Source organism: Actinomadura monticuli (assembly GCF_041463655.1).
GTDB classification, from domain to species: Bacteria; Actinomycetota; Actinomycetes; order Streptosporangiales; family Streptosporangiaceae; genus Spirillospora; species Spirillospora monticuli.
Map to the genome: position 1 here is coordinate 87546 of NZ_JAXCEI010000014.1, position 22409 is coordinate 109954.

General features: G+C 73.9%; 21 protein-coding genes. 14 read left to right on the forward strand and 7 right to left on the reverse strand.

Translation table 11 applies throughout. The features are described from left to right. Positions 1 to 247 precede the first annotated feature (247 nt). Positions 248 to 2782, reverse strand: a complete 2535-nt coding sequence (pepN, locus tag SM611_RS28030; RefSeq protein ID WP_371953206.1) for an aminopeptidase N — start codon at positions 2780 to 2782, stop codon at positions 248 to 250. A gap of 180 nt (positions 2783 to 2962) precedes the next feature. Between pepN and SM611_RS28035 the strand changes: the two genes are divergently transcribed. The 8 genes from SM611_RS28035 to SM611_RS28070 all read left to right on the forward strand — a co-directional run bounded on the left by SM611_RS28035 (position 2963) and on the right by SM611_RS28070 (position 8964). Then, positions 2963 to 3577 (forward strand): mycothiol-dependent nitroreductase Rv2466c family protein, encoded by a 615-nt coding sequence (locus tag SM611_RS28035; RefSeq protein WP_371953207.1) that lies wholly within the window; start codon positions 2963 to 2965, stop codon positions 3575 to 3577. Between the two features lie 121 nt (positions 3578 to 3698). Continuing rightward, positions 3699 to 4415 (forward strand): energy-coupling factor ABC transporter permease, encoded by a 717-nt coding sequence (locus SM611_RS28040; protein WP_371953208.1) that lies wholly within the window; start codon positions 3699 to 3701, stop codon positions 4413 to 4415. A gap of 11 nt (positions 4416 to 4426) precedes the next feature. Then, a complete protein-coding gene (locus SM611_RS28045) occupies positions 4427 to 4798 on the forward strand; it encodes a PDGLE domain-containing protein (protein WP_371953209.1) in 372 nt (123 codons plus the stop codon). Next, positions 4798 to 5562: a cobalt ECF transporter T component CbiQ gene (gene cbiQ / locus SM611_RS28050; RefSeq protein WP_371953210.1), complete on the forward strand. Its 765-nt coding sequence runs from the start codon at positions 4798 to 4800 to the stop codon at positions 5560 to 5562. Before SM611_RS28045 ends, cbiQ begins: the two co-directional genes overlap by 1 nt. Beyond that, positions 5559 to 6353, forward strand: coding sequence for an energy-coupling factor ABC transporter ATP-binding protein (locus SM611_RS28055; RefSeq protein ID WP_371953211.1), 795 nt, complete (start codon positions 5559 to 5561; stop codon positions 6351 to 6353). The genes cbiQ and SM611_RS28055 overlap by 4 nt, the downstream gene beginning before the upstream one ends. Positions 6354 to 6500: 147 nt before the next feature. Beyond that, positions 6501 to 7460 (forward strand): ATP-binding protein, encoded by a 960-nt coding sequence (locus SM611_RS28060; protein ID WP_371953212.1) that lies wholly within the window; start codon positions 6501 to 6503, stop codon positions 7458 to 7460. A gap of 45 nt (positions 7461 to 7505) precedes the next feature. Continuing rightward, positions 7506 to 8432 (forward strand): hypothetical protein, encoded by a 927-nt coding sequence (locus SM611_RS28065; protein ID WP_371953213.1) that lies wholly within the window; start codon positions 7506 to 7508, stop codon positions 8430 to 8432. 55 nt (positions 8433 to 8487) lie between these two features. Then, positions 8488 to 8964, forward strand: a complete 477-nt coding sequence (locus tag SM611_RS28070; protein ID WP_371953214.1) for a ribose-5-phosphate isomerase — start codon at positions 8488 to 8490, stop codon at positions 8962 to 8964. Positions 8965 to 8976: 12 nt separating this feature from the next. Here the strand turns inward: SM611_RS28070 and SM611_RS28075 are convergent, their stop codons facing one another. Further along, entirely contained in the window at positions 8977 to 9189 is a 213-nt protein-coding gene (locus tag SM611_RS28075; protein ID WP_371953215.1) for a hypothetical protein, read from the reverse strand. Between the two features lie 165 nt (positions 9190 to 9354). Here SM611_RS28075 and SM611_RS28080 point away from each other — a divergent pair, with 165 nt between their 5' ends. Continuing rightward, positions 9355 to 10473, forward strand: a complete 1119-nt coding sequence (locus SM611_RS28080; protein WP_371953216.1) for a PP2C family protein-serine/threonine phosphatase — start codon at positions 9355 to 9357, stop codon at positions 10471 to 10473. 26 nt (positions 10474 to 10499) lie between these two features. Here the strand turns inward: SM611_RS28080 and SM611_RS28085 are convergent, their stop codons facing one another. Continuing rightward, on the reverse strand, positions 10500 to 11723 hold the full coding sequence (locus SM611_RS28085) for a serine/threonine-protein kinase (RefSeq protein ID WP_371953217.1): 1224 nt from the start codon (positions 11721 to 11723) through the stop codon (positions 10500 to 10502). Between the two features lie 397 nt (positions 11724 to 12120). On the opposite strand from SM611_RS28085, the gene SM611_RS28090 reads away from it, so the two are divergent. Continuing rightward, positions 12121 to 13485 carry a sensor histidine kinase gene (locus SM611_RS28090; RefSeq protein WP_371953218.1) on the forward strand — a complete coding sequence of 455 codons (1365 nt, stop codon included), beginning with the start codon at positions 12121 to 12123 and terminating at the stop codon, positions 13483 to 13485. 29 nt (positions 13486 to 13514) lie between these two features. On the opposite strand, the gene SM611_RS28095 is transcribed toward SM611_RS28090, so the two are convergent. Continuing rightward, entirely contained in the window at positions 13515 to 15002 is a 1488-nt protein-coding gene (locus SM611_RS28095; RefSeq protein ID WP_371953219.1) for an amidase, read from the reverse strand. 62 nt (positions 15003 to 15064) lie between these two features. Here SM611_RS28095 and SM611_RS28100 point away from each other — a divergent pair, with 62 nt between their 5' ends. Together SM611_RS28100 and SM611_RS28105 are read left to right on the forward strand one after the other, a co-directional pair. Continuing rightward, entirely contained in the window at positions 15065 to 16591 is a 1527-nt protein-coding gene (locus SM611_RS28100) for a carboxyl transferase domain-containing protein (RefSeq protein WP_371953220.1), read from the forward strand. A gap of 11 nt (positions 16592 to 16602) precedes the next feature. Beyond that, entirely contained in the window at positions 16603 to 17223 is a 621-nt protein-coding gene (locus tag SM611_RS28105) for a class I SAM-dependent methyltransferase (protein WP_371953221.1), read from the forward strand. On the opposite strand, the gene SM611_RS28110 is transcribed toward SM611_RS28105, so the two are convergent. After that, positions 17220 to 17489 carry a helix-turn-helix transcriptional regulator gene (locus tag SM611_RS28110; RefSeq protein WP_371953223.1) on the reverse strand — a complete coding sequence of 90 codons (270 nt, stop codon included), beginning with the start codon at positions 17487 to 17489 and terminating at the stop codon, positions 17220 to 17222. The two genes, SM611_RS28105 and SM611_RS28110, sit on opposite strands and share 4 nt — an antisense overlap. Positions 17490 to 17579: 90 nt before the next feature. Between SM611_RS28110 and map the strand changes: the two genes are divergently transcribed. Together map and SM611_RS28120 are read left to right on the forward strand one after the other, a co-directional pair. Continuing rightward, positions 17580 to 18362: a type I methionyl aminopeptidase gene (map, locus tag SM611_RS28115; RefSeq protein WP_371953225.1), complete on the forward strand. Its 783-nt coding sequence runs from the start codon at positions 17580 to 17582 to the stop codon at positions 18360 to 18362. Between the two features lie 59 nt (positions 18363 to 18421). Continuing rightward, on the forward strand, positions 18422 to 19471 hold the full coding sequence (locus SM611_RS28120; RefSeq protein ID WP_371953226.1) for an alpha/beta hydrolase: 1050 nt from the start codon (positions 18422 to 18424) through the stop codon (positions 19469 to 19471). On the opposite strand, the gene SM611_RS28125 is transcribed toward SM611_RS28120, so the two are convergent. Further along, a complete protein-coding gene (locus tag SM611_RS28125; protein ID WP_371953228.1) occupies positions 19468 to 20895 on the reverse strand; it encodes an aldehyde dehydrogenase family protein in 1428 nt (475 codons plus the stop codon). The two genes, SM611_RS28120 and SM611_RS28125, sit on opposite strands and share 4 nt — an antisense overlap. A gap of 5 nt (positions 20896 to 20900) precedes the next feature. Continuing rightward, complete coding sequence (locus SM611_RS28130; protein WP_371953230.1) at positions 20901 to 22364, reverse strand: PucR family transcriptional regulator; 1464 nt, start codon at positions 22362 to 22364, stop codon at positions 20901 to 20903. Between the last annotated feature and the right edge of the window lie 45 nt (positions 22365 to 22409).

Here is a 22409-nt window from a genome sequence, read left to right on the forward strand (position 1 = left end):
GGGACGAGCTTCGCTCGGCAACCGTCCTCCAGCCCCCGCCCGCCGCCATTCAAGGGACGAGCTTCGCTCGGCAACCGTCCTCCAGCCCCCGCCCGCCGCCATTCAAGGGACGAGCTTCGCTCGGCAACCGTCCTCCAGCCCCCGCCCGCCGCCATTCAAGGGACGAGCTTCGCTCGCCCGTCCCCCGGGGCGGTCCCTCCCGTGACCGTGCGATCGTCGCACGGTCACGGGGTTCCTGGACAGGGCGTCAGGAGGACGCGGCGTCCTTCGCGCGGGCGCGCAGCGCGCGGGCGACGCCGTCGCGGCCCTCCGACAGCAGCCGGGCGAGCGCGGCCGGCGGCGCATGCTCGGCGATGTAGGCCTCGGTCCGGTCGACCGTGGACTGCTCGATCACCAGGAACGGGTAGGCGACCTCGGCGAACGTCTGCGACATGTCGCTCGTCCACTCCTTCCAGATGCGCCCCACCTCGGCGAAGTACCGGTCGACGTAGGGGACCAGCAGGTCGGCCTGGTCGGGTTCGACGAAGCCGCCCAGCGTCGACCGGTAGACGGCGTTCGGCAGGTCGCCGGACACGATCCGCTCCCACGCGGCCGCCTTGGCGCCGGCGGTCGGGATCGCGGCCTTGCAGGCGGCGGCGTGCCGCTCGCCGGCGGCGGTGCGGTCCCGCTCGTGCTCGGCGTCGATCTCGGCCTCGCCCGCCCGGCCGGTGACGACGAGGCGGCGCAGCAGCGACCAGCGCAGGTCGGTGTCGACGGTGAGCCCGGCGAGCGCCTGCGAGCCGTCCAGCAGGCCCTGGACGAACGACAGGTGCTCGTCGGACACGGCCGACGCGGTGAACGCCTGCGTGTAGGCGAGCTGGAGGTCCGAGCCGGGCTCGGCCTCGCGCGCCAGCTCCGACAGCGTGTCCGCGAGCAGGGCGAGGCCCTCCTTGCGCCAGGCCGGGTCCGCGTACTGCTGGACGGCGGTGCGCGCCTGCCGCAGCAGCGTCTGCGTGACCGAGATGTCGGTGACGCCGCGGATGCCCTTGGCGACCAGCCGGACGTAGTCGCGGGTGGCCATCTCGGCGTCGCGCGTCATGTCCCACGCCGCCGACCAGCACAGCGCGCGCGGCAGGCTGTCCTTGATGTCGCCGATGTGCTCGATGAGCGTCTTCTGGGAGTGCTCGTCGAGCCGGATCTTGGCGTAGGTGAGGTCGTCGTCGTTGACGAGGACGAGGTCGGGCCGCTTCTGGCCGACGAGCTGCGGGACCTCCGTGCGGGCGCCCACGACGTCCAGCTCGACGCGCTCGCGTCGGACGAGCCCGCCCGCCGTCAGGTCGTACAGGCCGATGGCGAGTCGGTGCGACCGCAGCGTCGGGTAGTCGGCCTTGGCCTCCTGCAGGACGGCGAACGAGGTGAAGTTCCCGTCGCCGTCGACCTCGTACGCGGGCCGCATCGTGTTGACGCCGGCCGTCTCCAGCCACTCCTTCGACCAGGACGCCAGGTCGCGGCCGGACCTCTCTTCGAGCGCGCCCAGCAGGTCCGCCAGAACGGTGTTGCCCCACGCGTGCCGGTCGAAGTAGCCCCGGACGCCCTCCAGGAAGTTGTCGAGGCCGACGTAGGCGACGAGCTGCTTCAGGACGGACGCGCCCTTGGCGTAGGTGATCCCGTCGAAGTTGACCTCGACCGCCCGGATGTCGGGGATGTCGGCCGCGATCGGGTGCGTGGACGGCAGCTGGTCCTGCCGGTACGCCCACGCCTTCTCCAGGTTCGCGAACGTCGTCCACGAGCCCTTCCACTTGGTGGCCTCGGCCTGGCACAGGACGCTCATGTACGTGGCGAACGACTCGTTCAGCCACAGGTCGTCCCACCAGCGCATGGTGACGAGGTCGCCGAACCACATGTGCGCCATCTCGTGCAGGATCGTCTCGGCGCGCCGCTCGTAGGCCGCGTCGGTGACCCGCGACCGGAAGACATAGTCCTCCAGGAACGTCACGGCGCCCGCGTTCTCCATCGCGCCCGCGTTGAACTCGGGGACGAACAGCTGGTCGTACTTGGTGAACGGGTAGGGGCGGCCGAAGACCCTCTCGAAGTAGGCGAAGCCCTGGCGGGTCACGTCCACGATGGCGTCGGCGTCGAGGTGCTCGGCCAGCGACGTCCGGCAGTACACGCCGAGCGGGATGACCGTGCCGTCCTCGCGGCGGTACTCGTCCCGGACGACGTGGTACGGCCCGGCGATGAGCGCGGTGATGTAGGTGGAGATCTGCGGCGTCGGCAGGAAGTGCCAGGTCCCGCCCTCGGCGGACTCGGCCGGCTCGTTGGTGACGACCTCCCAGCCCTCCGGCGCCTTCACGGTCAGCTCGAAGGCGGCCTTCAGGTCGGGCTGGTCGAAGCAGGTGAACATGCGGTGCGCGTCCGCGGTCTCGAACTGCGTGTAGAGGTACACGCCGTCGTCCACCGGGTCGACGAACCGGTGCAGGCCCTCGCCCGAGCGCGAGTACTCGCAGTCGGCCACGACCCGGAGCTCGTTCTCGGCCGCCACGCCGGGCAGGGGGACACGGCCCTTCTCCGCGTCATAGGACGAGGGGTCGAGGGCCTTCCCGTTCAGCGTCACCTCCCGCACGACGGCGCCGTGCAGGTCGATGAACGTGTCCGCGCCCGCCTCCGCGCTGCCGAACCTGACCACCGTGGTCGACGCGAACCGCTCCGCGCCGGTCGTGAGGTCCAGCTCCACCGTGTAGGACTCGACGGTGAGCAGCCGGGCCCGTTCCCGCGCCTCGTCGCGCGTGAGGTTGCCTGCCACATGTACTCCTCGGTCGGCTTATTCGCTTGCTGAAGTCATGTCTACCAACCGGACGGGGTCCCGGTCCGTCCGCCACGGCCTAAGGCATGGGCTTCGATCCGCCCGCGCCCTGGGGAATCGGGACGTGCACGTCCCGGTTGTCGCTCTAAGGCAACCCCTTTCACGCTCTTGGAGGCGACGTTGACTGAGAACGCACCCACGCCGGTGGACTTCTGGTTCGACCCCCTGTGCCCGTGGGCGTGGATCACGTCCCGCTGGATCCTGGAAGTGGAGAAGCAGCGTCCGATCCAGGTTCGGTGGCATGTCATGAGCCTGGCCGTCCTCAACGAGGACAAGGACGTCCCGGAGGAGTACCGCAAGGGGCTCGCCGAGGCGTGGGGTCCGGTGCGCGTCTGCATCGCCGCCGAGCAGAAGTACGGCTCGGAGGTGCTCGGGCGGCTCTACACCGAGCTCGGCACGCGCCGCCATCACGACAAGGCGAAGTTCGACCGCGCGTACTTCGAGGAGGCGCTGACCGCCGCCGGCCTCGACCCGGCGCTCGCGGACGCCGCCGACTCCACCTCCTACGACGAGGCGGTGCGGGCGTCCCACAAAAACGGCATCGACCGCGTCGGCCAGGAGGTCGGGACCCCGGTCATCGAGGTCGAGGGCAGCGCCTTCTTCGGCCCGGTCGTCTCCCCGATCCCGCGCGGCGAGGCCGCGGTCAAGCTCTGGGACGGCGTCGTCGCCGTCGCGAGCACGGACGGTTTCTTCGAGCTGAAGCGCACCCGGACCCGGGACCCGATCTTCGACTGAGCCCGGCGCTCCGCAAGTCGCCCGCGAGTCACATGTGGGTTGCTATTGCGAGCATGTTGCAACTACTAGGTATGTGCCGTCAAACTTGCCTTATCGCTCGCGACAGCTAGGACGGTGTGACGTGCACGTACCGGACGGATTCATCGACGCCCCGGTGTCCATCGCGGCCGGCGCGGTCGCGGTGGCCGGGGTCGGGGTCGCGCTGCGCGGGGCCCGGCGGGAGCTGGACGACCGCACCGCCCCGCTCGCCGGGCTGACCGCCGCGTTCGTCTTCGCCGCGCAGATGCTCAACTTCCCGGTCGCGTCCGGGACGAGCGGGCACCTGCTCGGCGGGACGCTCGCGGCCATCCTCGTCGGGCCCTACACGGGCGTCCTGTGCGTGTCGGTCGTCCTGCTCATGCAGGGGCTCCTGTTCGCGGACGGCGGCCTCACCGCGTTGGGCGTGAACATCACCACGATGGCGCTCACCACGGTGGTCGTCGGGTACGGGCTGTTCCGGCTGCTGCTGCGGGTGCTGCCCAAGACGCGGGCGTCGGTGTCCGGGGCGTCGTTCGCGGCCGCCGTCGTCTCCGTGCCCGCCGCGGCCGGCGTGTTCACGCTGGTCTACGCCCTCGGCGGGACGGCGGACGTGTCGATCGGCAAGGTCGCCACCGCGATGGTCGGCGTGCACGTGCTGATCGGGATCGGCGAGGCGCTCATCACCGCCGTGACCGTGTCGAGCGTCCTCGCCGTCCGGCCCGACCTCGTGTACGGGGCGCGCGGGCTGATGGAGCCGCTGACGCTGCGCACCGCCGCCGAGCGGAAGACGGACGGCCCGGTCGAGCCGTCCCGCGCCTGAGAGGAACTCACATGAACACCAAGCGCTTCTTCGCCGGGTTCCTGCTCGTCTCGCTCGTCCTGGCCGGGATCGTCAGCTACTACGCCTCGGGCGACCCGGACGGGCTGGAGAAGGTCGCCGAGGACAAGGGCATCAGCGCCAAGGAGAAGGACCACTCGCTCAAGGACTCCCCCTTCGGCGACTACGGGGTGAAGGGCGTCGAGAACGCCCGGCTGTCCGGCGGGCTGTCCGGAGTGATCGGAGTCGGCGCCGTCCTGCTCGCCGGCGGGGGGCTGTTCTGGGCCGTCCGGCGGCGCGGCCCGGAGCAGGAGCCGGAGCGGGAGCAGGGGCAGGACGCCGGGCGGGGCGAGGAGGCGCCGTCCGGGCCGGCGCGCAAGGGCTGATGGGCGCGGGGCACGCGCACCGGCTCTACCTGCCGGGCTCGTCGCCGGTGCACCGGCTGCCGCCGCAGTGCAAGCTCGTCGCCGTCCTGGCGTTCGTGCTGCTGGTCGTCGCGACGCCGCGCGAGCGGATCTGGGCGTTCGGCGTGTACGCGCTGCTGCTCGCGGCGGTCACCGCCGCCGCCCGGGTCCCCTTCCGGACGGTCGCGCGGCGGATCGTCATCGAGGTGCCGTTCGTCGCGTTCGCGTTCCTCATGCCGTTCGTCGCCGAGGGCGAGAAGGTCGCCGTGCTGGGGCTGCGGCTGAGCGAGAGCGGGCTGTGGGGCGCCTGGAACATCCTCGCCAAGGGCACGCTCGGCGTGGTCGCGTCCATCCTGCTGGCCGCGACCACGGAGCCGCGGCTGCTGCTGCTCGGCATCGAGCGGCTGCGGATGCCGTCGCTCCTCACGCAGATCGCCACGTTCATGCTCCGGTACGGCGACGTCGTCACGGCGGAGCTGGGGCGGATGAGGGTGGCGCGCGCGTCCCGCGGCTTCGAGGCCCGCGACATCCGCGCGACGGGCGTGCTCGCCAAGTCGGTCGGCGCGCTGTTCCTGCGCTCCTACGAGCGGGGGGAGCGCGTTCACCTGGCCATGGTGAGCCGCGGCTACGACGGCCGGATGCCGGTGACGCACGACGTCGGCGCGACCGCCGTCCAGTGGACGGTCGCCGCCGCGCTGCCCTCGGCCGCCGCCCTGGTCGCGCTGGCTGCTTGGATGGCCCCATGACCTCGTCGCCCGGCGTTCCCTCGCTCGACGTGCGGGGCCTCGCGTACGCCTACCCCGACGGCACGCAGGCCCTGTTCGGCGTCGACCTGACGATCGGGCGCGGCGAGCGGGTCGCGCTGCTGGGGCCGAACGGCGCCGGGAAGACCACGCTCGTCCTGCATCTGAACGGCATCCTGCACGGCGGTCTGGGCGATGTCACGGTCGGCGGACTCGCGGTCGACCCGAAGGACAAGAGGGCGCTGAGGGAGATCCGGCGCCGCGTCGGGATCGTCTTCCAGGACCCCGACGACCAGCTGTTCATGCCGACCGTCCGCGAGGACGTGGCGTTCGGCCCCGCCAACCTCGGCCTGCGCGGCGCCGAACTGGACCGCCGGGTCGCGGACGCGCTGGACAGGGTCGGCATGGCCCATGTCGCCGACCGCCCGCCGCAGCACCTCAGCTTCGGGCAGCGCCGCCGCGTCGCCGTCGCCACCGTCCTGGCGATGGAGCCGGAGATCCTCGTGCTGGACGAGCCGTCCTCGAACCTGGACCCGGCGAGCCGCCGCGAGCTGGCGGAGATCCTGCTGAGCCTGGACGTGACGGTCCTGATGGTCACGCACGACCTTCCGTACGCGGCGGAGCTGTGCCCGCGCTCGGTGATCCTCTCCGGCGGCGTCATCGCGGCGGACCGTCCCACCCGCGAGCTGCTCATGGACGCCCGCCTGCTGGCCGAGCACCGCCTGGAGCTCCCGTTCGGCTTCGACCCGGCACTCGCCGGCGGCGCGGGGAGCGTCTCCCCGCGGGAACGCTGACGCCCGGCGCCGATTCGCCGTCCGCGCCGATTCACCGCCTCCGATTCACCGCCTCTTCGGCCGTTCCGCTTGCCTCGCCGTCCGCCCTTCGCAAGACTCGGATGTCCCGACACTGGTAACGGTTTTCATATCCGAAATGAGGCATTCGTGAAGGTTGCGTTCGTCGGCAAGGGCGGCAGCGGCAAGACCACCCTGTCGTCGCTGTTCGTCCGGCACCTGGCCGGGCGGGGGCTGCCGGTGGTGGCCATCGACGCCGACATCAACCAGCACCTCGGCGTGGCGCTCGGCCTGGACGAGGCCCGCGCCGCCAAGCTCCCCGCGCTGGGCGACCGGCTCACCGAGATCAAGGAGCACCTGCGCGGCGACAACCCGCGCATCTCCTCCGCGTCCGCGATGGTCAAGACCACCCCGCCCGGCGCCGGCTCCCGGCTGCTGCGCTTCCGCGGCGACGACCCCTTCCACGAGGCCGGGCAGGAAGTGGACGGCGTCACGCTGCTCGCCACCGGCCCGTTCAACGACGACGACCTCGGCGTCGCGTGCTACCACTCCAAGACCGGTGCCGTGGAGCTCTACCTCAACCACCTCGTGGACGGGCCGGGCGAGTACGTCGTCGTCGACATGACCGCCGGCGCCGACACGTTCGCGTCCGGGCTGTTCACGAGGTTCGACGTGATGTTCCTGGTCGCCGAGCCCACCCGCAAGGGAGTCGGCGTCTACCGGCAGTACACCGACTACGCGCGCGACTACGACGTCGCCATCCGCGTCGTCGGGAACAAGGTCCAGGGTGAGGACGACGTCGCCTACCTGCGCGAGCACGTGGGCGACGACCTGCTGACCTGGCTCGGCCAGTCCGCCGCCGTCCGGGCCCTGGAGCAGGGCAGGCACGGCGTCGCGCTGGAGGAGGGCAACGTCGCGGCCCTCGACCGCATGCGCGCCGAGGTCGACGGCTGCGTCAAGGACTGGGACAAGTTCCAGCGCCAGGCCGTCGAGTTCCACGTGAAGAACGCGCGGAGCTGGGCCAGCCGCGCGGCCGGTGAGGACGTCGAAGCGCAGGTCGACCCCGGCTTCCGCTTCCCGGCCGGCGCCGACGCCGCCTACACCGGGTAGCGCCGGGCCTACCGGCGGGCAGCGATCCCCACTACCCTGCCCGCCATGACGATGCGGCGGATGCTGGTCATGGCGGGCGGCGCGGTGGTTCCCCTCGCCCTCATCTCGATCCTCCTGGGCAACCAGTGGGTCGTCGACGCGATCAACGACACGGGGCTGCACTGGGACGAGGGGATCGCACCGCCGCTGTACTGGCTGCTCTTCCCCGCGTGGCGGCTGAGCCCCGGCCACCTCGCCTGGAAGTACGTCGTGGTGCTGGACATCGGCGTCGTGCTGTTCTTCGTCCTGCTGATCCTGCTCGCGGTGGCGGGCGCCCGCGCCGTCGACCCCCAGCGCGGCGCGATCGGCGCGGTCGTGACCGGCTGGTGGGCCACGGTCGTCGCGGGCGGCATCGCCGGATTCGTGCTGGGCGTCATGATGCGCTGGGCGCTGGACATCACCAGCGACAGCGGCCCGCTCATCTTCAACGCGGCCGCCCGCGGAGCGAGCTTCGGCTTCGCCTACGGCTGGCTCGCGGGGCTCGGCATGCTGCTGGGCTACATCCTGGGGCGTCCGCGCGGCGCGGCGGCGCAGCCCGGCCCGTACGCGCAGCGGCCCGGCATGCCCGTGCAGCAGCCCGCCTACGGGCAGCCGATGCCCCAGCAGCCGATGCCCCAGCAGCCCATGCAGCCCATGCAGCAGCCCGCGCCGTACGTCCCGCAGCCGCAGCAGCCCTGGGGAGGGATGCCGCAGCAGCCCGTGCCGCAGCAGTACCCGCAGCAGCAGGCCGCGCCGCAGCAGTTCGGCGCCGCGCAGCCGGCCCCGCAGCCGCCCGTCCCGCAGCAGCCGCCGGCCCCGCAGGCGCCTGCGGAGACCCCCGAGGCGCCGGCCGAGGCGGGGCAGGACGCGGCCGAGGACGACGCGCGTGAGCCCGACGACCTCGACCTTGGCGACCGGACGGTCGTCGACCGCAAGCGGGACGGCGACACCTGACCCGGCGGCCCCACCCCCGCGCGCGGGGCGCCCGCCGGCCTGCGAGAATCGGGCCATGCGCGTGTTTCTTGGATGCGACCATGCCGGCTTCGAACTGAAGGAGCACCTGGTCTCCTGGCTGAAGGAGAACGGGTACGAGGCCGTCGACTGCGGGGCGTTCGTCTACGACGCCGTGGACGACTACCCGCCGTTCGTCCTGCGGGCCGCCCAGCGGACGGCCGCCGAGCCGGGGTCGCTCGGCGTCGTGATCGGCGGGTCCGGCAACGGCGAGGCGATCGCGGCCAACAAGGTGAAGGGCGTGCGGGCCGCGCTGGTCTGGAACGAGGACACCGCGACGCTCGCCCGCGAGCACAACGACGCCAACGTCATCGCGCTCGGCGCCCGCCAGCACGACCTGGCGACCGCGACCAGGTTCCTCGAACTCTTCGTGGGGACGGCCTACTCCAGGGAACCCCGGCACACGCGCCGGATCAGGATGCTGAGTGCCTACGAGCACACCGGCGAACTCCCGCCGCTCCCGCGCGAAGGCTGACCCGCAGCGGCGTCAGAGGCCGTTCTCCGGGGGTCTGCGGGCCGCGGCGCCGCGCTTGCCCTGGCGGCGCCGCTCGTTCTTGGCGGCCTTCGTCCGCTTGGGCGGCTCCGCCCTGCCCGCGGCGGGGGCGGCGGCCGGCGGGTCCTCGCCGCCGGGCCGGGGGCGGGAGACGTCCCGCGCGCGCATCGCCGCGTCCACCGTGATCCGCATGCCGGGCTGGACCATGCGCCGTCTCCTCTCGCCGCGGACACGCACCGCGCGCTCACCGGGACATCATGTGACCCGTCGGTGACACATACCCATATAAAACGAAGCTGGACCGTTGCAAGGAGTCACGGCTGCCCCGGATACCGACCGGACGGGGTGTTTGCTCGATACAGTGCCGGAGTCATGCTTCAACGACTGGTGCAGCTTCTTCCGCCGCGGGTGCGCGCCGTTCTACGCCGCGTGCCCCTGCTCGTCGCGCTGTACCGGTGGGCCAGGCAGGGGAAGCTGACCCGGGAGCGGTACGTCTTCGCCGCCCTCGCGATCCTGGCGATCGCGATCGGGCTCGCCACCACCAGTGAGTCGCGCGGCCTGGCGCCGTCCGGCGCGCTGGTCCTCATCGTGGTCGGCGGCGGGCTGCTGCTGAAGGTGCGCAGCCTGGTCGCGCTGCTCGGCGTCGTCGTCGCGATGGCGGCCTACAACGCCTCGCAGGACGTGGCGGCCATCGGCCCCGGCATGATCGCCACGCTGACCATCACGGCGGTGCTCGCGCTCACCCTGGCCAAGACGCGCCAGCAGCTCGGCGTGCAGGGGCTGCGCGGCGACTCGATGCTGCTGGAACTGCGCGACCGGCTGCGCCGGCAGGGCGAGATGCCCGAACTGCCGGACGGCTGGGCCTCGCAGGTCGTGATGCTGCAGGCCGGCGGCTCGTCGTTCGGCGGCGACTTCGTGGTGTCGTCCTGCGACGGCGACCGGCTGGAGGTCGCGCTCGTCGACGTCTCCGGCAAGGGCACCGACGCGGGGACCCGGGCGCTGATGCTGTCGGGGGCGTTCGGCGGCCTTCTTGGATCGATCCAGTCCGACCGCTTCCTGCCCGCCTGCAACGGCTACCTGCAGCGCCAGCGGTGGGACGAGGGGTTCGTCACGGCGGTGCACGTCGTCGTCGACCTGAAGACGGGCGAGTTCACCGTCGAGTCGGCCGGGCACCCGCCCGCGGTCCAGTTCGACGCGAGCAGCGGCGAGTGGCGGGTCAGCTCCGCCAAGGGCGTGGTGCTGGGCGTGGTCCCCGACCTGAACTGCGTCCCGGAGCGGGGCACGCTGCGGCCCGGCGACGCGCTGCTCCTGTACACCGACGGGCTGGTGGAGTCTCCCGGCAGCGACCTCGACGCGGGCATCGACCGGCTGCTCGGGGAGGCGGAGCGGCTCGTCCCGCAGGGCTTCGGGCGCGGCGCGCGGGAGCTGGTCGAGACGATGGCGGCGGCCCGCGACGACGACTGCGCGCTCGTGCTGATCTGGCGTATCTGACCGGCGGGCCTAAGCCCGCGGCGTGCTCAGCCGCGCTTGTGCTTCCCCTTCTGCTTGCCGTGCCGGTGCTTCGCCTTGTGCGACTTCACCGGCGACCGCTTGGACGTCCCCGGACGGACGGCGCCCGCCCGTTTCGTCGGCGTCGCCGACACCGTCGGCGACGGGACGGGGACGGACGACGACGGCGGCGTGTCGCTCCTGCCCTGCGTGAGTCCCGCGATGATGGCGCCGACCAGGACGGTCCCGGCGGCGGCGCCGATGCCCGCCAGGAGCCGGGTCCGCCGCGACGACCTGGCGCCGGCCATGCCGAGCGGCGTGAACGCCTTGGTGTCGGCCCCCTCCCCGTCGGTCGGGGCCGGCCTGGCGGGCGGCGCCGGTGCGGGGGTGCGGCGCGGCCGCGGGGCCGGGTCCGCCTCGGGCCAGCCGCCGACGTGCGGCTGCGGCTGCGGCTGCTCGACGAGGGCGAGCAGCAGTTCGGGCGCGGTGGGACGGTCGGCGGGGTCGGCCGCCAGCGCGGACCGGACGGCGGGGACGAGCGAATCCGGCAGCCCGTCCAGGTCGGGGTTACCGGTGCGGAGCGTGGCGGGGTCGCCGCCGATCGGCATCTGGCCCGTCCCGGCGTGCGCGATGAGGCAGCCCCAGGCGAAGATGTCGGCGGCCGGGGTCGCGGGGCCGCCGAAGAGCAGCTCCGGCGCCATCCAGCCGGGCGTGCCGAGGACCTTGCCGGACGCCTCCGGAACGTCCGCGGAGCCCTGGCCGCTGGCGATGCCGAAGTCGATGACGCGGCAGCCGGACAGCGTGAGCATCACGTTGGCGGGTTTGACGTCGCGGTGCACGAGCCCGGCGGCGTGGATCGCCGCGAGCGCCGACGCGACGCCGACCGCGACGCCGTGCAGGTCGGCCGGCGGCAGCGGGCCCTCCACGGCGAGCCGGTTGTGCAGCGAGATGCCGCCGACGTAGTCGGTGACGAGGTAGGGCCGGCCGTCCTCCTCGCCGTGCGCGATCACGCGCGCCGTGCAGAAGGACGCGACCCGGCTCGCGAGGTACGCCTCGTCCTTGAACCGGCGGCGGTAGACGGGGTCGCCGGCCAGGTGCGGATGGATCGTCTTCACCGCGACGCGCCCGCCGGACGCCGGGTCGGCGCCGAGGTAGACCGTCCCCATGCCGCCCGAGCCGAGCCGGCCCAGCAGCGTGTGCCCGGCGACCTGGCGCGGGTCGGCGGGTTCGAGCGGCCTGATGTCTCCGTCCATGCGGCGTTTCCTGGCTCCCTCTGGTATCTCCCGTCCGTCCATCCCCGTTCGGCGGCAGATTATGGCCGGTTCCCGAAGGAAGTGCGGAAACGTGATCGTCACGTCGATGTAGCACCGTGTGCACCGGGGGCGTGCATGCTGGGAACCAGTTCGGCGGTACCGCCCCGATCTCCCGGCGATCCTCCTCGGCGCGTGGAGTGCGGGCGGCCGGCGGCACCGAAGGCGGTGTCCGCGCCGGGCGGCTCCCCATGGGGTGGGAGGTGCCGTCCGGCGCGGGCGCCGGTCCGGTCCGATCCGCCACCGGGTTCCCGCGAGGTTTCGCAGGTCAACGACCCGGTAAGAACTTTCCTGCGTCGACCCCCCCGGTGCACGAGCCGGACGGGGGAGGGGCGCCGGGGTGCGGATCTTCGGGGACCTGCTGTCGCCGTCGTGCTGGACGGTGCGGACCCGGGTGACGGCCGCCGCGACCCTCTTCGTCGGCCTGCTCCTTGTGATCGTGACCATGCTCTTCTACCAGGCCGTCCACCGGACGGTGTTCGAGGGACTGCACGACCAGGGCACCCTCGTCGTCTCGGACCTGGCCACGCTCGTCGACGAGACCGACCCGCGCGGGACGCTGGGCGTCCTGGACCCCGACTACACCCTGCTGCAGGTCGTCGGCGCGGAGGGCGGCGTGCTGGCGTCGAGCGAGTCGCTGCACGGGCGCGGTCCGCTGAAGGTGCCGGAGCCGCGGGTGGTGGGCAGGCCCGAGTACCGGACCGTCTACGTGCCCGGGAAGGGCGAGGTCTACCTCGTCTCGGAGAAGGTGCGGACCGGCGGGGGCATGCGGATCGTGCACGCCGGCGCGCCCATCAACGAGTTCACGCAGTACCGGGCCTCGTTCATCGGGCTGCTGGTGGCGATGGCGCTCATCGCGACCGCCGCGGTCGGGTGGATCGTGTCGCTGTCGGTGCGGCGGGCGCTGCGGCCGGTGCGGGTGATGCGGGGCGAGCTGGCGGAGATCACCGGCGGCGAGACCGACCGCCGGGTCACCGTCCCGAGCCCGAACGACGAGATGTCGGACCTGGCCGAGTCGGTGAACGTGACGCTGGACCGGCTGGCGGACGTCATGTCCCGGCAGCGCGCGTTCGTCGCGGACGTCTCGCACGAGCTGCGCAGCCCGCTGACCGGGTTGCGGGCCCAGCTGGAGGTGGCGCTGGAGCACCCGGAGGACGAGGACTGGCCGGCGGTCGCGCGGGCGGCGCTCGGGGACGCCGACCGGTTGCAGGGCATCGTCAGCGACCTGCTCATCCTGGCGAAGCTGGGCGCGGGGGTGGAGGTCGAGCGGGAGCGCGTCGACCTCGGCGAGCTGGTGCGCGCGGAGGCGCGCCGGCGGGTGCGGCGCGTCCCGGTCGAGGTCGAGGCCGCCGTGGGCGTCACGGCCCGCGTCACCCCGCACCACCTGGTGCGGGTGCTGACGAACCTGCTGGACAACGCCGAGCGGCACGCGAGGTCGCGGGTGTGGGTGACGGTCGAGGCGGAGGGCCGGGAGGCCGTGCTGGAGGTCCGCGACGACGGCTCCGGCATCGCGCCCGAGGACCGCGAGCGCATCTTCTGGCGGTTCCACCGGCTTCCGGAGGGCCGGGCGCGGGACGCCGCCGGCACTGGTCTCGGTCTCACGATCTCCCGCGACATCGCCCGCGCGCACGGCGGGACGCTCGTCGCGGCCGACAGCGACCAGGGCGCCCGGTTCGTCCTGCGCATCCCGCGCGACAAGCCGTAGCCGCGCGTCCGTCAGGCGGCGGGCGGCCGCTAGGGGGCGGGCAGCGGCGGGCGGCGCTCCGCGTGCCGGGTGGCGCGCTCGAACGCGTGCCCGATCTGCAGGACGGCGAGGTCGGCGTGGTGGGGGCCGACGATCTGCAGCCCGACCGGCAGCCCGCCGCGGTCCGCGGAGGTGAACCCGGCGGGCACCGACAGCGCGGGGCACCCGGTCGCCGAGACGAGGAAGCAGGAGCGCATCCACTCCAGGTAGTCGGGCATGGGCTGCCCGGCGACCTCGTCCGGGTACTCGACGCCGGCGTCGAACGGCGGCACCTGGCTGACCGGCAGGAGCAGCGCGTCGTACCGCTCGAAGAACAGCCGGACGCGGTGGAACAGGGCGGTGTGCAGGATCTCGGCCCGTCCGAGGTCGGCGCCGGTGAGGGTGCGCCCGGCGTCGATGTTCTGGGCGAGGGACGGCTTGACATCGTAGCCGGAGGCGCTCCGGGGGGTGTGGGGGGTCGTCCCCCCTCGAAGGGCACGGGCGGCGCGGCGCTCGTCCAGGAGGGGGCGCAGGGCGATGTCCCAGTGCCAGGCGCGCAGCGTGCGGAACACCTCGTCGGCGCCGGACAGGTCGGGGCACGCCTCCTCGACCGCGCAGCCCAGCTCCTCGAAGACCTTGACGGCGGGTTCGAGGACGCCGGTGACGGCCGGGTCGACGGGGACCGTGCCGCCGAGGTCGGGGGACCAGGCGACGCGGAGCCCGGCGAGGTCGCGGTCGAGCGGGACGGCGAACGCCGAGCCGGGCGTGTCCAGCGCGATGGGGCTGCGCGGGTCGGGGCCGGCGAGCACCGACAGCAGCAGCGCCGCGTCCGCGACCTCCCGGGCCATCGGGCCCTGCACGCCCATCGTGGCCCAGCCCGCCGGCACCGGCCAGGACGGCACCCGTCCCGGCGAGGGGCGGAACCCGGCCACGTTGCAGAACGACGCGGGGTTGCGCAGCGAGCCGCCCATGTCGCTGCCGTCCGCGAGCGGATGCATCCCGCAGGCGAGCGCCGCCGCCGCGCCGCCGCTGCTGCCGCCCGCCGACCGGGAGAGGTCGTAGGGGTTGCGGGTCACGCCGAAGACGGGGTTGAACGTGTGCGACCCGGCGGCGAACTCCGGCACGTTCGTCTTGCCGATCGTGATGGCGCCGGCGGCGCGCATCCGCTCGACGACCAGTTCGTCCTCGTCCGGGACGTGGTCGGCGAAGATCGGCGACCCGGACGTGGTGCGGATCCCGGCGGTGGCGTGCGTGTCCTTGTGGGCGACGGGCAGGCCGTGCAGCGGACCCGGCAGCGCCCCGCGGGCGAGCCGCTCGTCGGCACGGCGCGCCTGCTCCAGAGCCTGCTCGGCCACCACCGTGACGACGGCGTTGACCTGCGAGTTCGTGCGCTCGATCTGGTCGAGGTGGGCCTGCACGACCTCGCGTGCCGACAGCTCGCGGGCGCGGATGCGGCGCGCCAGGTCGCGGGCGGACGCGAAGCAGATCTCCTCGGACACGTGCTCCTCCTTCGCCGGGCGTTCTGCCGGGGTCGCTCCCAGTCTCCACCCCCGGGTGCCCGATGGCCCGGCCCAACGGCCATCATGCTGGGAAGACCGGCGGAAGGGGCGGCGTGGCGGAACGGGTCGGGGCGCGCGAACTGCTGCGCCGCGTGCTGGACGACGGCTCCTGGACATCATGGGACGAACCACCCGCGGGGGAGCCTCCTTCCGGCTCGCCCTACGGCAGGGACCTGGCCGCCGCCCGGGAGCGCAGCGGCTGCGACGAGGCCGTCCTCACCGGGGAGGGCCTGCTGCGGGGACGGCGCGTCGCGTTCGTCGTGTCGGAGTTCCGCTTCCTCGCCGGTTCGATCGGCCTGGCGACCGCCGACCGGATCGTCGCGGCCGTCGAGCGCGCCACCGCGGAGAGGCTGCCGCTGCTCGCGGCGCCGTCCTCGGGCGGCACCCGGATGCAGGAGGGGACGGCCGCGTTCGTCCAGATGGCCCGCATCACGGCGGCCGTCACCGCGCACCGCGCCGCCGGGCTGCCGTACCTCGTCCACCTGCGGCATCCGACGACCGGCGGGGTGTTCGCCTCGTGGGGGTCGCTCGGGCACGTGACCGCCGCCGAGCCGGGCGCGCTGATCGGCTTCCTCGGCCCGCGCGTGTACGAGGGGCTGCACGGGGAGCCGTTCCCGCCCGGCGTGCAGGTCGCGGAGAACCTCGCGGCGAAGGGCCTGCTGGACGCCGTGGTCGGCATCGACGATCTCGCCGAGGTCGCGGCCCGCGCGCTGGACGTCCTGTGCGGGCGGCCTCCTTCGGCCCCGGCGGCGCTGCCCGCGGAGAGCGCGCCGGACGGGACGGCATGGGACTCGATCGTGCGGTCCCGGCGCCCCGATCGTCCGGGCGTCCGGGAACTGCTGCGGCACGGCGCGGCCGACGTGACCCCGCTGTCGGGCACCGGGCAGGGGGAGGCCGACCCGGGCCTCACGCTGGCCCTGGCCCGCTTCGGCGCGGCGCCGTGCGTCCTGGTCGGCCAGGACCGCGGCAGCCAGCGGGCCGGGCACCCCCTCGGCCCGGCCGGCCTGCGCGTCGCGCGGCGCGGCATGCGGCTGGCCGCCCAGCTCGGCCTCCCGCTGGTCACCGTGGTCGACACGCCCGGCGCCGTGCTGTCGGCGGAGGCGGAGGAGGGCGGGCTCGCCGGTGAGATCGCCCGCTGCCTCGCCGACCTGATCACGCTGCCCGCGCCGACGCTGTGCCTGCTGCTCGGCGAGGGCGCGGGCGGCGCGGCGCTGGCGCTGCTGCCCGCCGACCGGGTGCTGGTGGCCCGGCACGCCTGGCTGTCCCCGCTCCCGCCGGAGGGCGCGTCGGTGATCGTCCACCGGACGCCGGAGCGGGTGGACGAGATGGCGGCGTCCCAGGGCGTCCGGTCCGCGGACCTGCTCCGCGACGGCATCGCCGACGCCCTGGTCGCCGAGCGCCCGGACGCCGCCGACGAGCCGGAGGCGTTCTGCCGGCGGGCCGCCGCGGCGATCGAGGCCGGGCTGTCCGGCCTCGCGCCGGGCAGGCCGGCGGCGCGCGGAATGCGCGTCCCCCGGCACGCTCGCTAACGTCGGGCCCCATGACCGAGACCGCCACGCGGGACGCCTATGACGCCGTCGCCGCCCTCTACGCCGACACCTTCCGCCACGCCCTGGACGACATGCCGCTCGACCGGGCGCTGCTCACCGCGTTCGCGGACCTCGTCCGGGGCCGGGGCCCGGTCGCCGACCTCGGCTGCGGCCCCGGCCGCCTGACGGCCTTCCTGCACTCCGCCGGACTGGACGCGTCCGGCATCGACCTGTCGCCCGCGATGATCGCCCAAGCGCGCGCGGAGCACCCGCACCTGCGCTTCGCCGAGGGCACGATGACGGCGCTGGACCTCCCGGACGGCGGCCTGGCCGGCGCCCTCGCCTACTACTCGATCATCCACATGGACCCGGCGGACCTCCCGCGCGCCTTCGCCGAGTTCCACCGCGTGCTGGCGCCCGGGGGGCACCTGCTCGTGGCCTTCCTGGCCTCCGACGGGCCCGAGCCGGAGCCGTACGACCACAAGGTGATCGGCGCCCACTCCTGGCCGATCGACCACATCGCCGGCCTCTCCGGCCGGACCGGGCTGACCGAGGTGGCGCGCCTCCTGCGCCGCCCGGACGAGAACGAGCGCCTCCCCGGCGGCTACCTGCTGCTCCGCAAGGGCGGCTAGGAGACGGCTTCCAGGGGCAGGCCGGTGCCGCGCCACGCGGCCGCCAGCTCCTCCAGCGGCAGGCCGAGCGCCTGACCGAGGTGGACGATCGTGCCGAATCCGGGGGAGGGGAGGCGGCCGGTCTCGATCTTGCGGAGGGTCTCCGGCGAGATGCCCGCCGCCTCCGCGACGTCCGCGAGGTCGCGTCCCGCCCGCGCGCGGCGCAGCAGGGCGCCGAGACGCCTGCCGGCTTCGATCTGTTCGGGCGTGAGCGGTTGGCGGACCATGCGCCCAGGGTAGGGCTGGTATTTCTATACCGTCAAGGCGCTAGAGTGTCGGTATAGAAATACCGGCACTCCACGTACGCGAGGTACCCCGTGATCGAACTGAAGACGCCTGCGGAGATCGAGCGCATGCACGTGGCCGGGCGTTTCGTCGCCGAGGTGCTCTCCGAGGTCGGCCGGCTGGCCGACGTGGGCGTCAACCTCCTCGACCTGGAGCACCACGCCCGCGCCATGATCAAGGAGCGCGGCGCGGAGTCGTGCTACTGGGACTACGCGCCCTCCTTCGGCAACGGCCCGTTCCGCAACGTCATCTGCCTGTCGGTCAACGACGCCGTCCTGCACGGCCTGCCGCACGACTACGCGCTGCGCGACGGGGACGTCCTCAGCGCGGACCTGGCGGTCGGCATCGACGGCTGGGTGGCGGACTCGGCGCGCACGGTCGTCGTCGGGACCGCCGCCGAGGAGGACCTGCGGATCATCCGCGCCACCGAGGAGGCGCTGGAGGCGGCCATCGAGATGGCGCGCCCGGGCAACCGCGTGGGCGACATCTCGGCGGCGATCTCGGCGGTGGCAAGTGACTACGGCTACCCGGTGAACGACGAGTTCGGCGGCCACGGCCTCGGCCGGACCATGCACGAGGGGCCCCACGTGTCGAACAAGGGCCGGGCCGGGCGCGGTCTCACGCTCCGGCCCGGCCTGACCATCGCGATCGAGCCCTGGTTCGCCCGGACGACCGACCGCATCGTCTACGACCCCGACGGCTGGACCATCCGGTCGGCCGACGGCTCGCGCACGGCCCACTCCGAGCACACCGTGGCCGTCACCGAGGACGGCCCCCTCGTGCTCACCCGCCGTGAATCGGAGCGCGCCGCGTAGAGGCGCCCGGGGCTACCGCGGAGTACGGTGTCCGCAATCCCCCAGGGTTGGAGGTTCGTGTGGCGTCGTTGATCGAGATGGTGCCGCCCTCGGTGGCGGGACGGATGCTGCGGAGCGTGTTCGCGCTGCCGGAGCCCGTCAAGCGGCTGATCGCCGGTGCGCCGGTGTACCGGGACGGGCAGCGGCTGGCGCTGGACACGCAGCTGCTGCTGCTGATGATGCGCCTGGAAGGCGAGCGGAGGCTCGCCGGCGGCACGGTCGAGGACGCGCGGGAGGGCCTCTCCAGGACGAAGGTGCTCCTCCCGGGGGTCCCGGCGCGTCCGGTGGCGACGCGGAAGGTCGACGCGGGCGGTGTGCCGGCGCGGCTCTACACCCCCAAGGGCCTGGCGGAGGGGTCGCCGCTCCTCGTCTTCTACCACGGCGGTGGATGGGTCGTCGGCGACATCGAGACGCACGACACGGTCTGCCGGTACCTCGCGGTGCACGCCGAGGTGCGGGTGCTGTCGATCGAGTACCGGCTCGCCCCCGAGCACCCGTATCCGGCGGCGCCGGACGACGCGCTCGCCGCCTACGCGTACGCGGTCGAGCACGCCGGGGAGCTGGGCGCCGACCCGTCCGCCATCGCGGTGGGCGGCGACAGCGCGGGCGGCAACCTCGCGGCGGTCGTCGGACTGCTGGCCGAGCGGACGCCCGATTTCGCGCTGCTGTTCTACCCGGCGACCGACTTCACCGTCCGGCGCAGGTCGCGGGAACTGTTCGAGGAGGGCTTCTACCTGACCGACGCCGACATGGTCTGGTTCGCCGACCACTACGTCCCGGAGGAGCGGCGCGCCGAGGTGAAGGCCTCGCCGATGCTGGCGGACGACCTGAGCGGGTTCCCGCCGACGTACCTCGCCACGGCGGGCTTCGACCCGCTGCGGGACGAGGGCGAGGAGTTCGCGAAGCGGCTGGACAAGGCCGGGGTGCGCGTCGCGGTGCGGCGGCAGGAGGACCTCATCCACGGGTTCGCCAACACCTGGTCCCTGGGCGGGCGGTTCCGGGAGGCGCTGTCGGAGGCCGCCGGGGCCCTGCGCACCGGCCTGTACGCAGGGCCTCGCGACCGGGACTAGAGCGGCAGGCCCGTGAAGATCATGACCCTTTCCTCGGTGTAGTCCGCCATGGCCGACCGGAGGCCCTCGCGGCCGACGCCGGAGTCCTTCACGCCGCCGTACGGCATCTGGTCGGCGCGGTAGGACGGGACGTCGCCGATGACGACGCCGCCGACGTCGAGTTCCCGGTGCGCGCGGAACGCGATGTCGAGGTTCCGGGTGAAGATCCCCGCCTGGAGGCCGAACTTGGAGTCGTTGACGAGGTCGAACGCCTCGTCGACGCCGTCCACGGGCTGGACGAACATGACCGGCCCGAAGACCTCCTCGCGGGAGATCTTGGCGTCGGCGGGGACGCCGGCCAGCACGGTGGGCGCGTACGCCGCGCCCTCCCGGGTGCCGCCGGTGAGGACCTTCGCGCCCGCGGCGACGGCCTCGTCCACCCACGCCTCGACGCGCTCGGCCGCCTCCTGGCTGACGAGCGGGCCGACCTGGGTCTTGTCGTCCCACGGGTCGCCGGTGACGAGGGACGCGACCGTGTCGACGAGCTTCGGCACGAACTCCTCGTACACGGACCGGTCGACGTAGACGCGCTGGACGGCGATGCAGCTCTGCCCGGCCTGGTAGTTGGAGAACAGCCCGATGCGCTGGGCGGCCCAGTCGAGGTCGGCGTCCGGCAGGACGACCGCCGCGCCGTTGCCGCCGAGTTCGAGGGTGACGTGCTTGCGCGGCGCCTGGTCGTTGATCGCCCAGCCGACGGGGACCGAGCCGGTGAACGACACGATCGGCAGGCGCGGGTCGTCGACCAGGGCGGACGCCCGGTCGTTCGGCACCGGCAGGATCGAGAACATCCCGGCGGGCAGGCCGGTCTCGGCGAGCAGCTCGCCGAGCAGCAGCGCCGACAGCGGGGTCGCGGGCGCCGGCTTGAGGACGATCGGCGCGCCCGCCGCGATCGCCGGCGCGATCTTGTGCGCGGCGAGGTTCAGCGGGAAGTTGAACGGCGAGATGCCGAGCACCGGGCCCTTCGGCACGCGGGTGATGTAGGCCATCCGGCCCTCGGCGGCCGGGTCGGTGTCGAGCCGCTGGGTGGTGGCGCTGAAGCGGCGGGCCTCCTCGGCGGCGAACCGGAACGTGGAGATCGCGCGGGTCACCTCGCCGCGCGCCCACAGCAGCGGCTTGCCGTTCTCCGCGGTGATCAGCCGGGCGACCTCCTCGGCCCGCTCGGCGAGCCGCGCGGACACGTGCGCGAGCGCCTCGGCCCGCACGTGCAGCGGCAGCGCCGCGGCCTGCTTGCGGAGCGCGTCCGCGGCGGCGATCGCCTCCTCCACCTGCGCGGGCGTCGGGACGGCCGCCGTCCCGACCACGCGGCCGTCGTAGGGATGCGTAACGGTCAGCTCACCGTCACCGGTCTCGGGCCGGCCGGCCAGCCAGAAGGGAGTCACGTTCATACCGTTCACGCTAATGCGGGCGGGCCGGATTGGGAGTCTCCATCGTGTCCAATCCGGCGCCCGTGGTTGGACGTGATGGCGAGTGCGATCCACAGTTCGGCCCGGACGGCGGGGTCGTCCGGGTCGCGTCCCAGAAGCTCGGCCGCCTTCCGCATCCGGGACCGGAGGGTGTGCCGGTGGACGCCCAGCGCGCGCGCCGCCGCCTCCCCCTGCCCGTTGGCCGCGACATAGGCCCGCACCGTATCGACCAGGTCGTCCTCGCGCAGGGGTGCGAGAAGCGCGTCGGCGAAGGGGCGCGCGAGGCCGGGGTCCAGCAGGCCGAGGACACCCTGGCCCGGGAGGTCGGCGTGGTGGAGCACGTCCTGGCCCGCGTGCCTGGCCGCGGCCAGCGCCTCCTCCGCCTGCCGCAGGGCGTCCGCCGGATCGCCGGCCGAGGTCGCGCTGACCCCGATCGGGCCCGTGCCCGACAGCAGCGCCTCGACCGTCCCGGCGGCCTCGTCCGGGACGATCACGGCGCAGTGGCCGTCCAGCGGCAGCGCGAGGCAGTGCTCGCCCGCCGGGTCGGACTCCAGCGCGTCCAGCACGGCGGTCCCGCCCGCGCAGGCCAGCACCCGGACGGGCCCGCGCGGCACGGACGGCCCGTCGCCCGGCCGCCCGAGCAGCAGCGCGGCGAGCGAGGCGCGCAGGTCGCGGCCGGTGCGCGGGGTCTCCGACTGGAGCGTCAGCAGCGCGGCGGCAGCGCCGACGATCGTGTGCGCGGTGGGCGGCAGCGGCGCTGCGGCGCCCACGGCGAGGAAGCCGCGCGAGCGCCCGCCGAGCCCGATCCGCTGCACCGCGACGTGGTCGTCCGGGACGGCCAGCGAGGCGCTCGCGGCGGAGCGGCGGCGCAGCCGGGCCAGCTCGGGCGCCAGCGACTCGGCGCGGCCCCGGGCGCTCGGCGGCTCGGCGTGCTGGACGGCCCCGGACGCGTCCAGCAGCAGCGCCCACCCGCCGAGCAGCCGCGCGAGCCGGGTGACGAGCGCGCCCGGCCCGGTGAGCGCGGCTCGGGTGAGCTCCCGCTGCGCCTGGAACGCGCGCGTGACGTCCTCGTACCACTCGGCGGCGAGCATCCGCGACACCGCCTTGCCGATCGCGATGAACGGGGTGGGGCGCGGCACCTCCAGCAGCGCGAGCCCCTGCTCGCGCGCCGCCGCGAGCAGCTCCGCCGGGACGGTCTCGTGGATGACCCCGACGGCGAAGCCGAGCCCGGCGACGCCCCGCCCGACCAGCCGGGACACGTACGCGGCGGCGTTCGCCGGGGTCAGCCGCATGCCGGTGGTGAGGACGAGTTCGCCGCCTTCGAGGAAGGGGGTCGGGTCCTCCAGTTCGCTGACGGCCACCCACACGACGGTCGCGTCCGGGAGCGGCCCGGTGCGGGACCGGAGGCCGAGCTGGGGGAGGGCGGCCACGGCGGGCAGAGTCGGCGGCATGTCCATCCCTGTGCAAAGTGTCTACCTCGCGGGGCGGATTTCGCC

Bases quoted from the DNA above. Each gene is read 5' to 3' on its own strand.
- SM611_RS28075 (WP_371953215.1), bottom strand. From the start codon at position 9,189: ATGGTCCAGCCCGGCATGCGGATCACGGTGGACGCGGCGATGCGCGCG.
- SM611_RS28065 (WP_371953213.1), top strand. From the start codon at position 7,506: ATGACGATGCGGCGGATGCTGGTCATGGCGGGCGGCGCGGTGGTTCCC.
- SM611_RS28080 (WP_371953216.1), top strand. From the start codon at position 9,355: ATGCTTCAACGACTGGTGCAGCTTCTTCCGCCGCGGGTGCGCGCCGTT.
- SM611_RS28125 (WP_371953228.1), bottom strand. From the start codon at position 20,895: ATGAACGTGACTCCCTTCTGGCTGGCCGGCCGGCCCGAGACCGGTGAC.
- SM611_RS28100 (WP_371953220.1), top strand. From the start codon at position 15,065: ATGGCCCGGCCCAACGGCCATCATGCTGGGAAGACCGGCGGAAGGGGC.
- SM611_RS28070 (WP_371953214.1), top strand. From the start codon at position 8,488: ATGCGCGTGTTTCTTGGATGCGACCATGCCGGCTTCGAACTGAAGGAG.
- SM611_RS28105 (WP_371953221.1), top strand. From the start codon at position 16,603: ATGACCGAGACCGCCACGCGGGACGCCTATGACGCCGTCGCCGCCCTC.
- SM611_RS28055 (WP_371953211.1), top strand. From the start codon at position 5,559: ATGACCTCGTCGCCCGGCGTTCCCTCGCTCGACGTGCGGGGCCTCGCG.
- cbiQ (WP_371953210.1), top strand. From the start codon at position 4,798: ATGGGCGCGGGGCACGCGCACCGGCTCTACCTGCCGGGCTCGTCGCCG.
- SM611_RS28085 (WP_371953217.1), bottom strand. From the start codon at position 11,723: ATGGACGGAGACATCAGGCCGCTCGAACCCGCCGACCCGCGCCAGGTC.
- SM611_RS28110 (WP_371953223.1), bottom strand. From the start codon at position 17,489: ATGGTCCGCCAACCGCTCACGCCCGAACAGATCGAAGCCGGCAGGCGT.
- SM611_RS28130 (WP_371953230.1), bottom strand. From the start codon at position 22,364: ATGCCGCCGACTCTGCCCGCCGTGGCCGCCCTCCCCCAGCTCGGCCTC.
- SM611_RS28045 (WP_371953209.1), top strand. From the start codon at position 4,427: ATGAACACCAAGCGCTTCTTCGCCGGGTTCCTGCTCGTCTCGCTCGTC.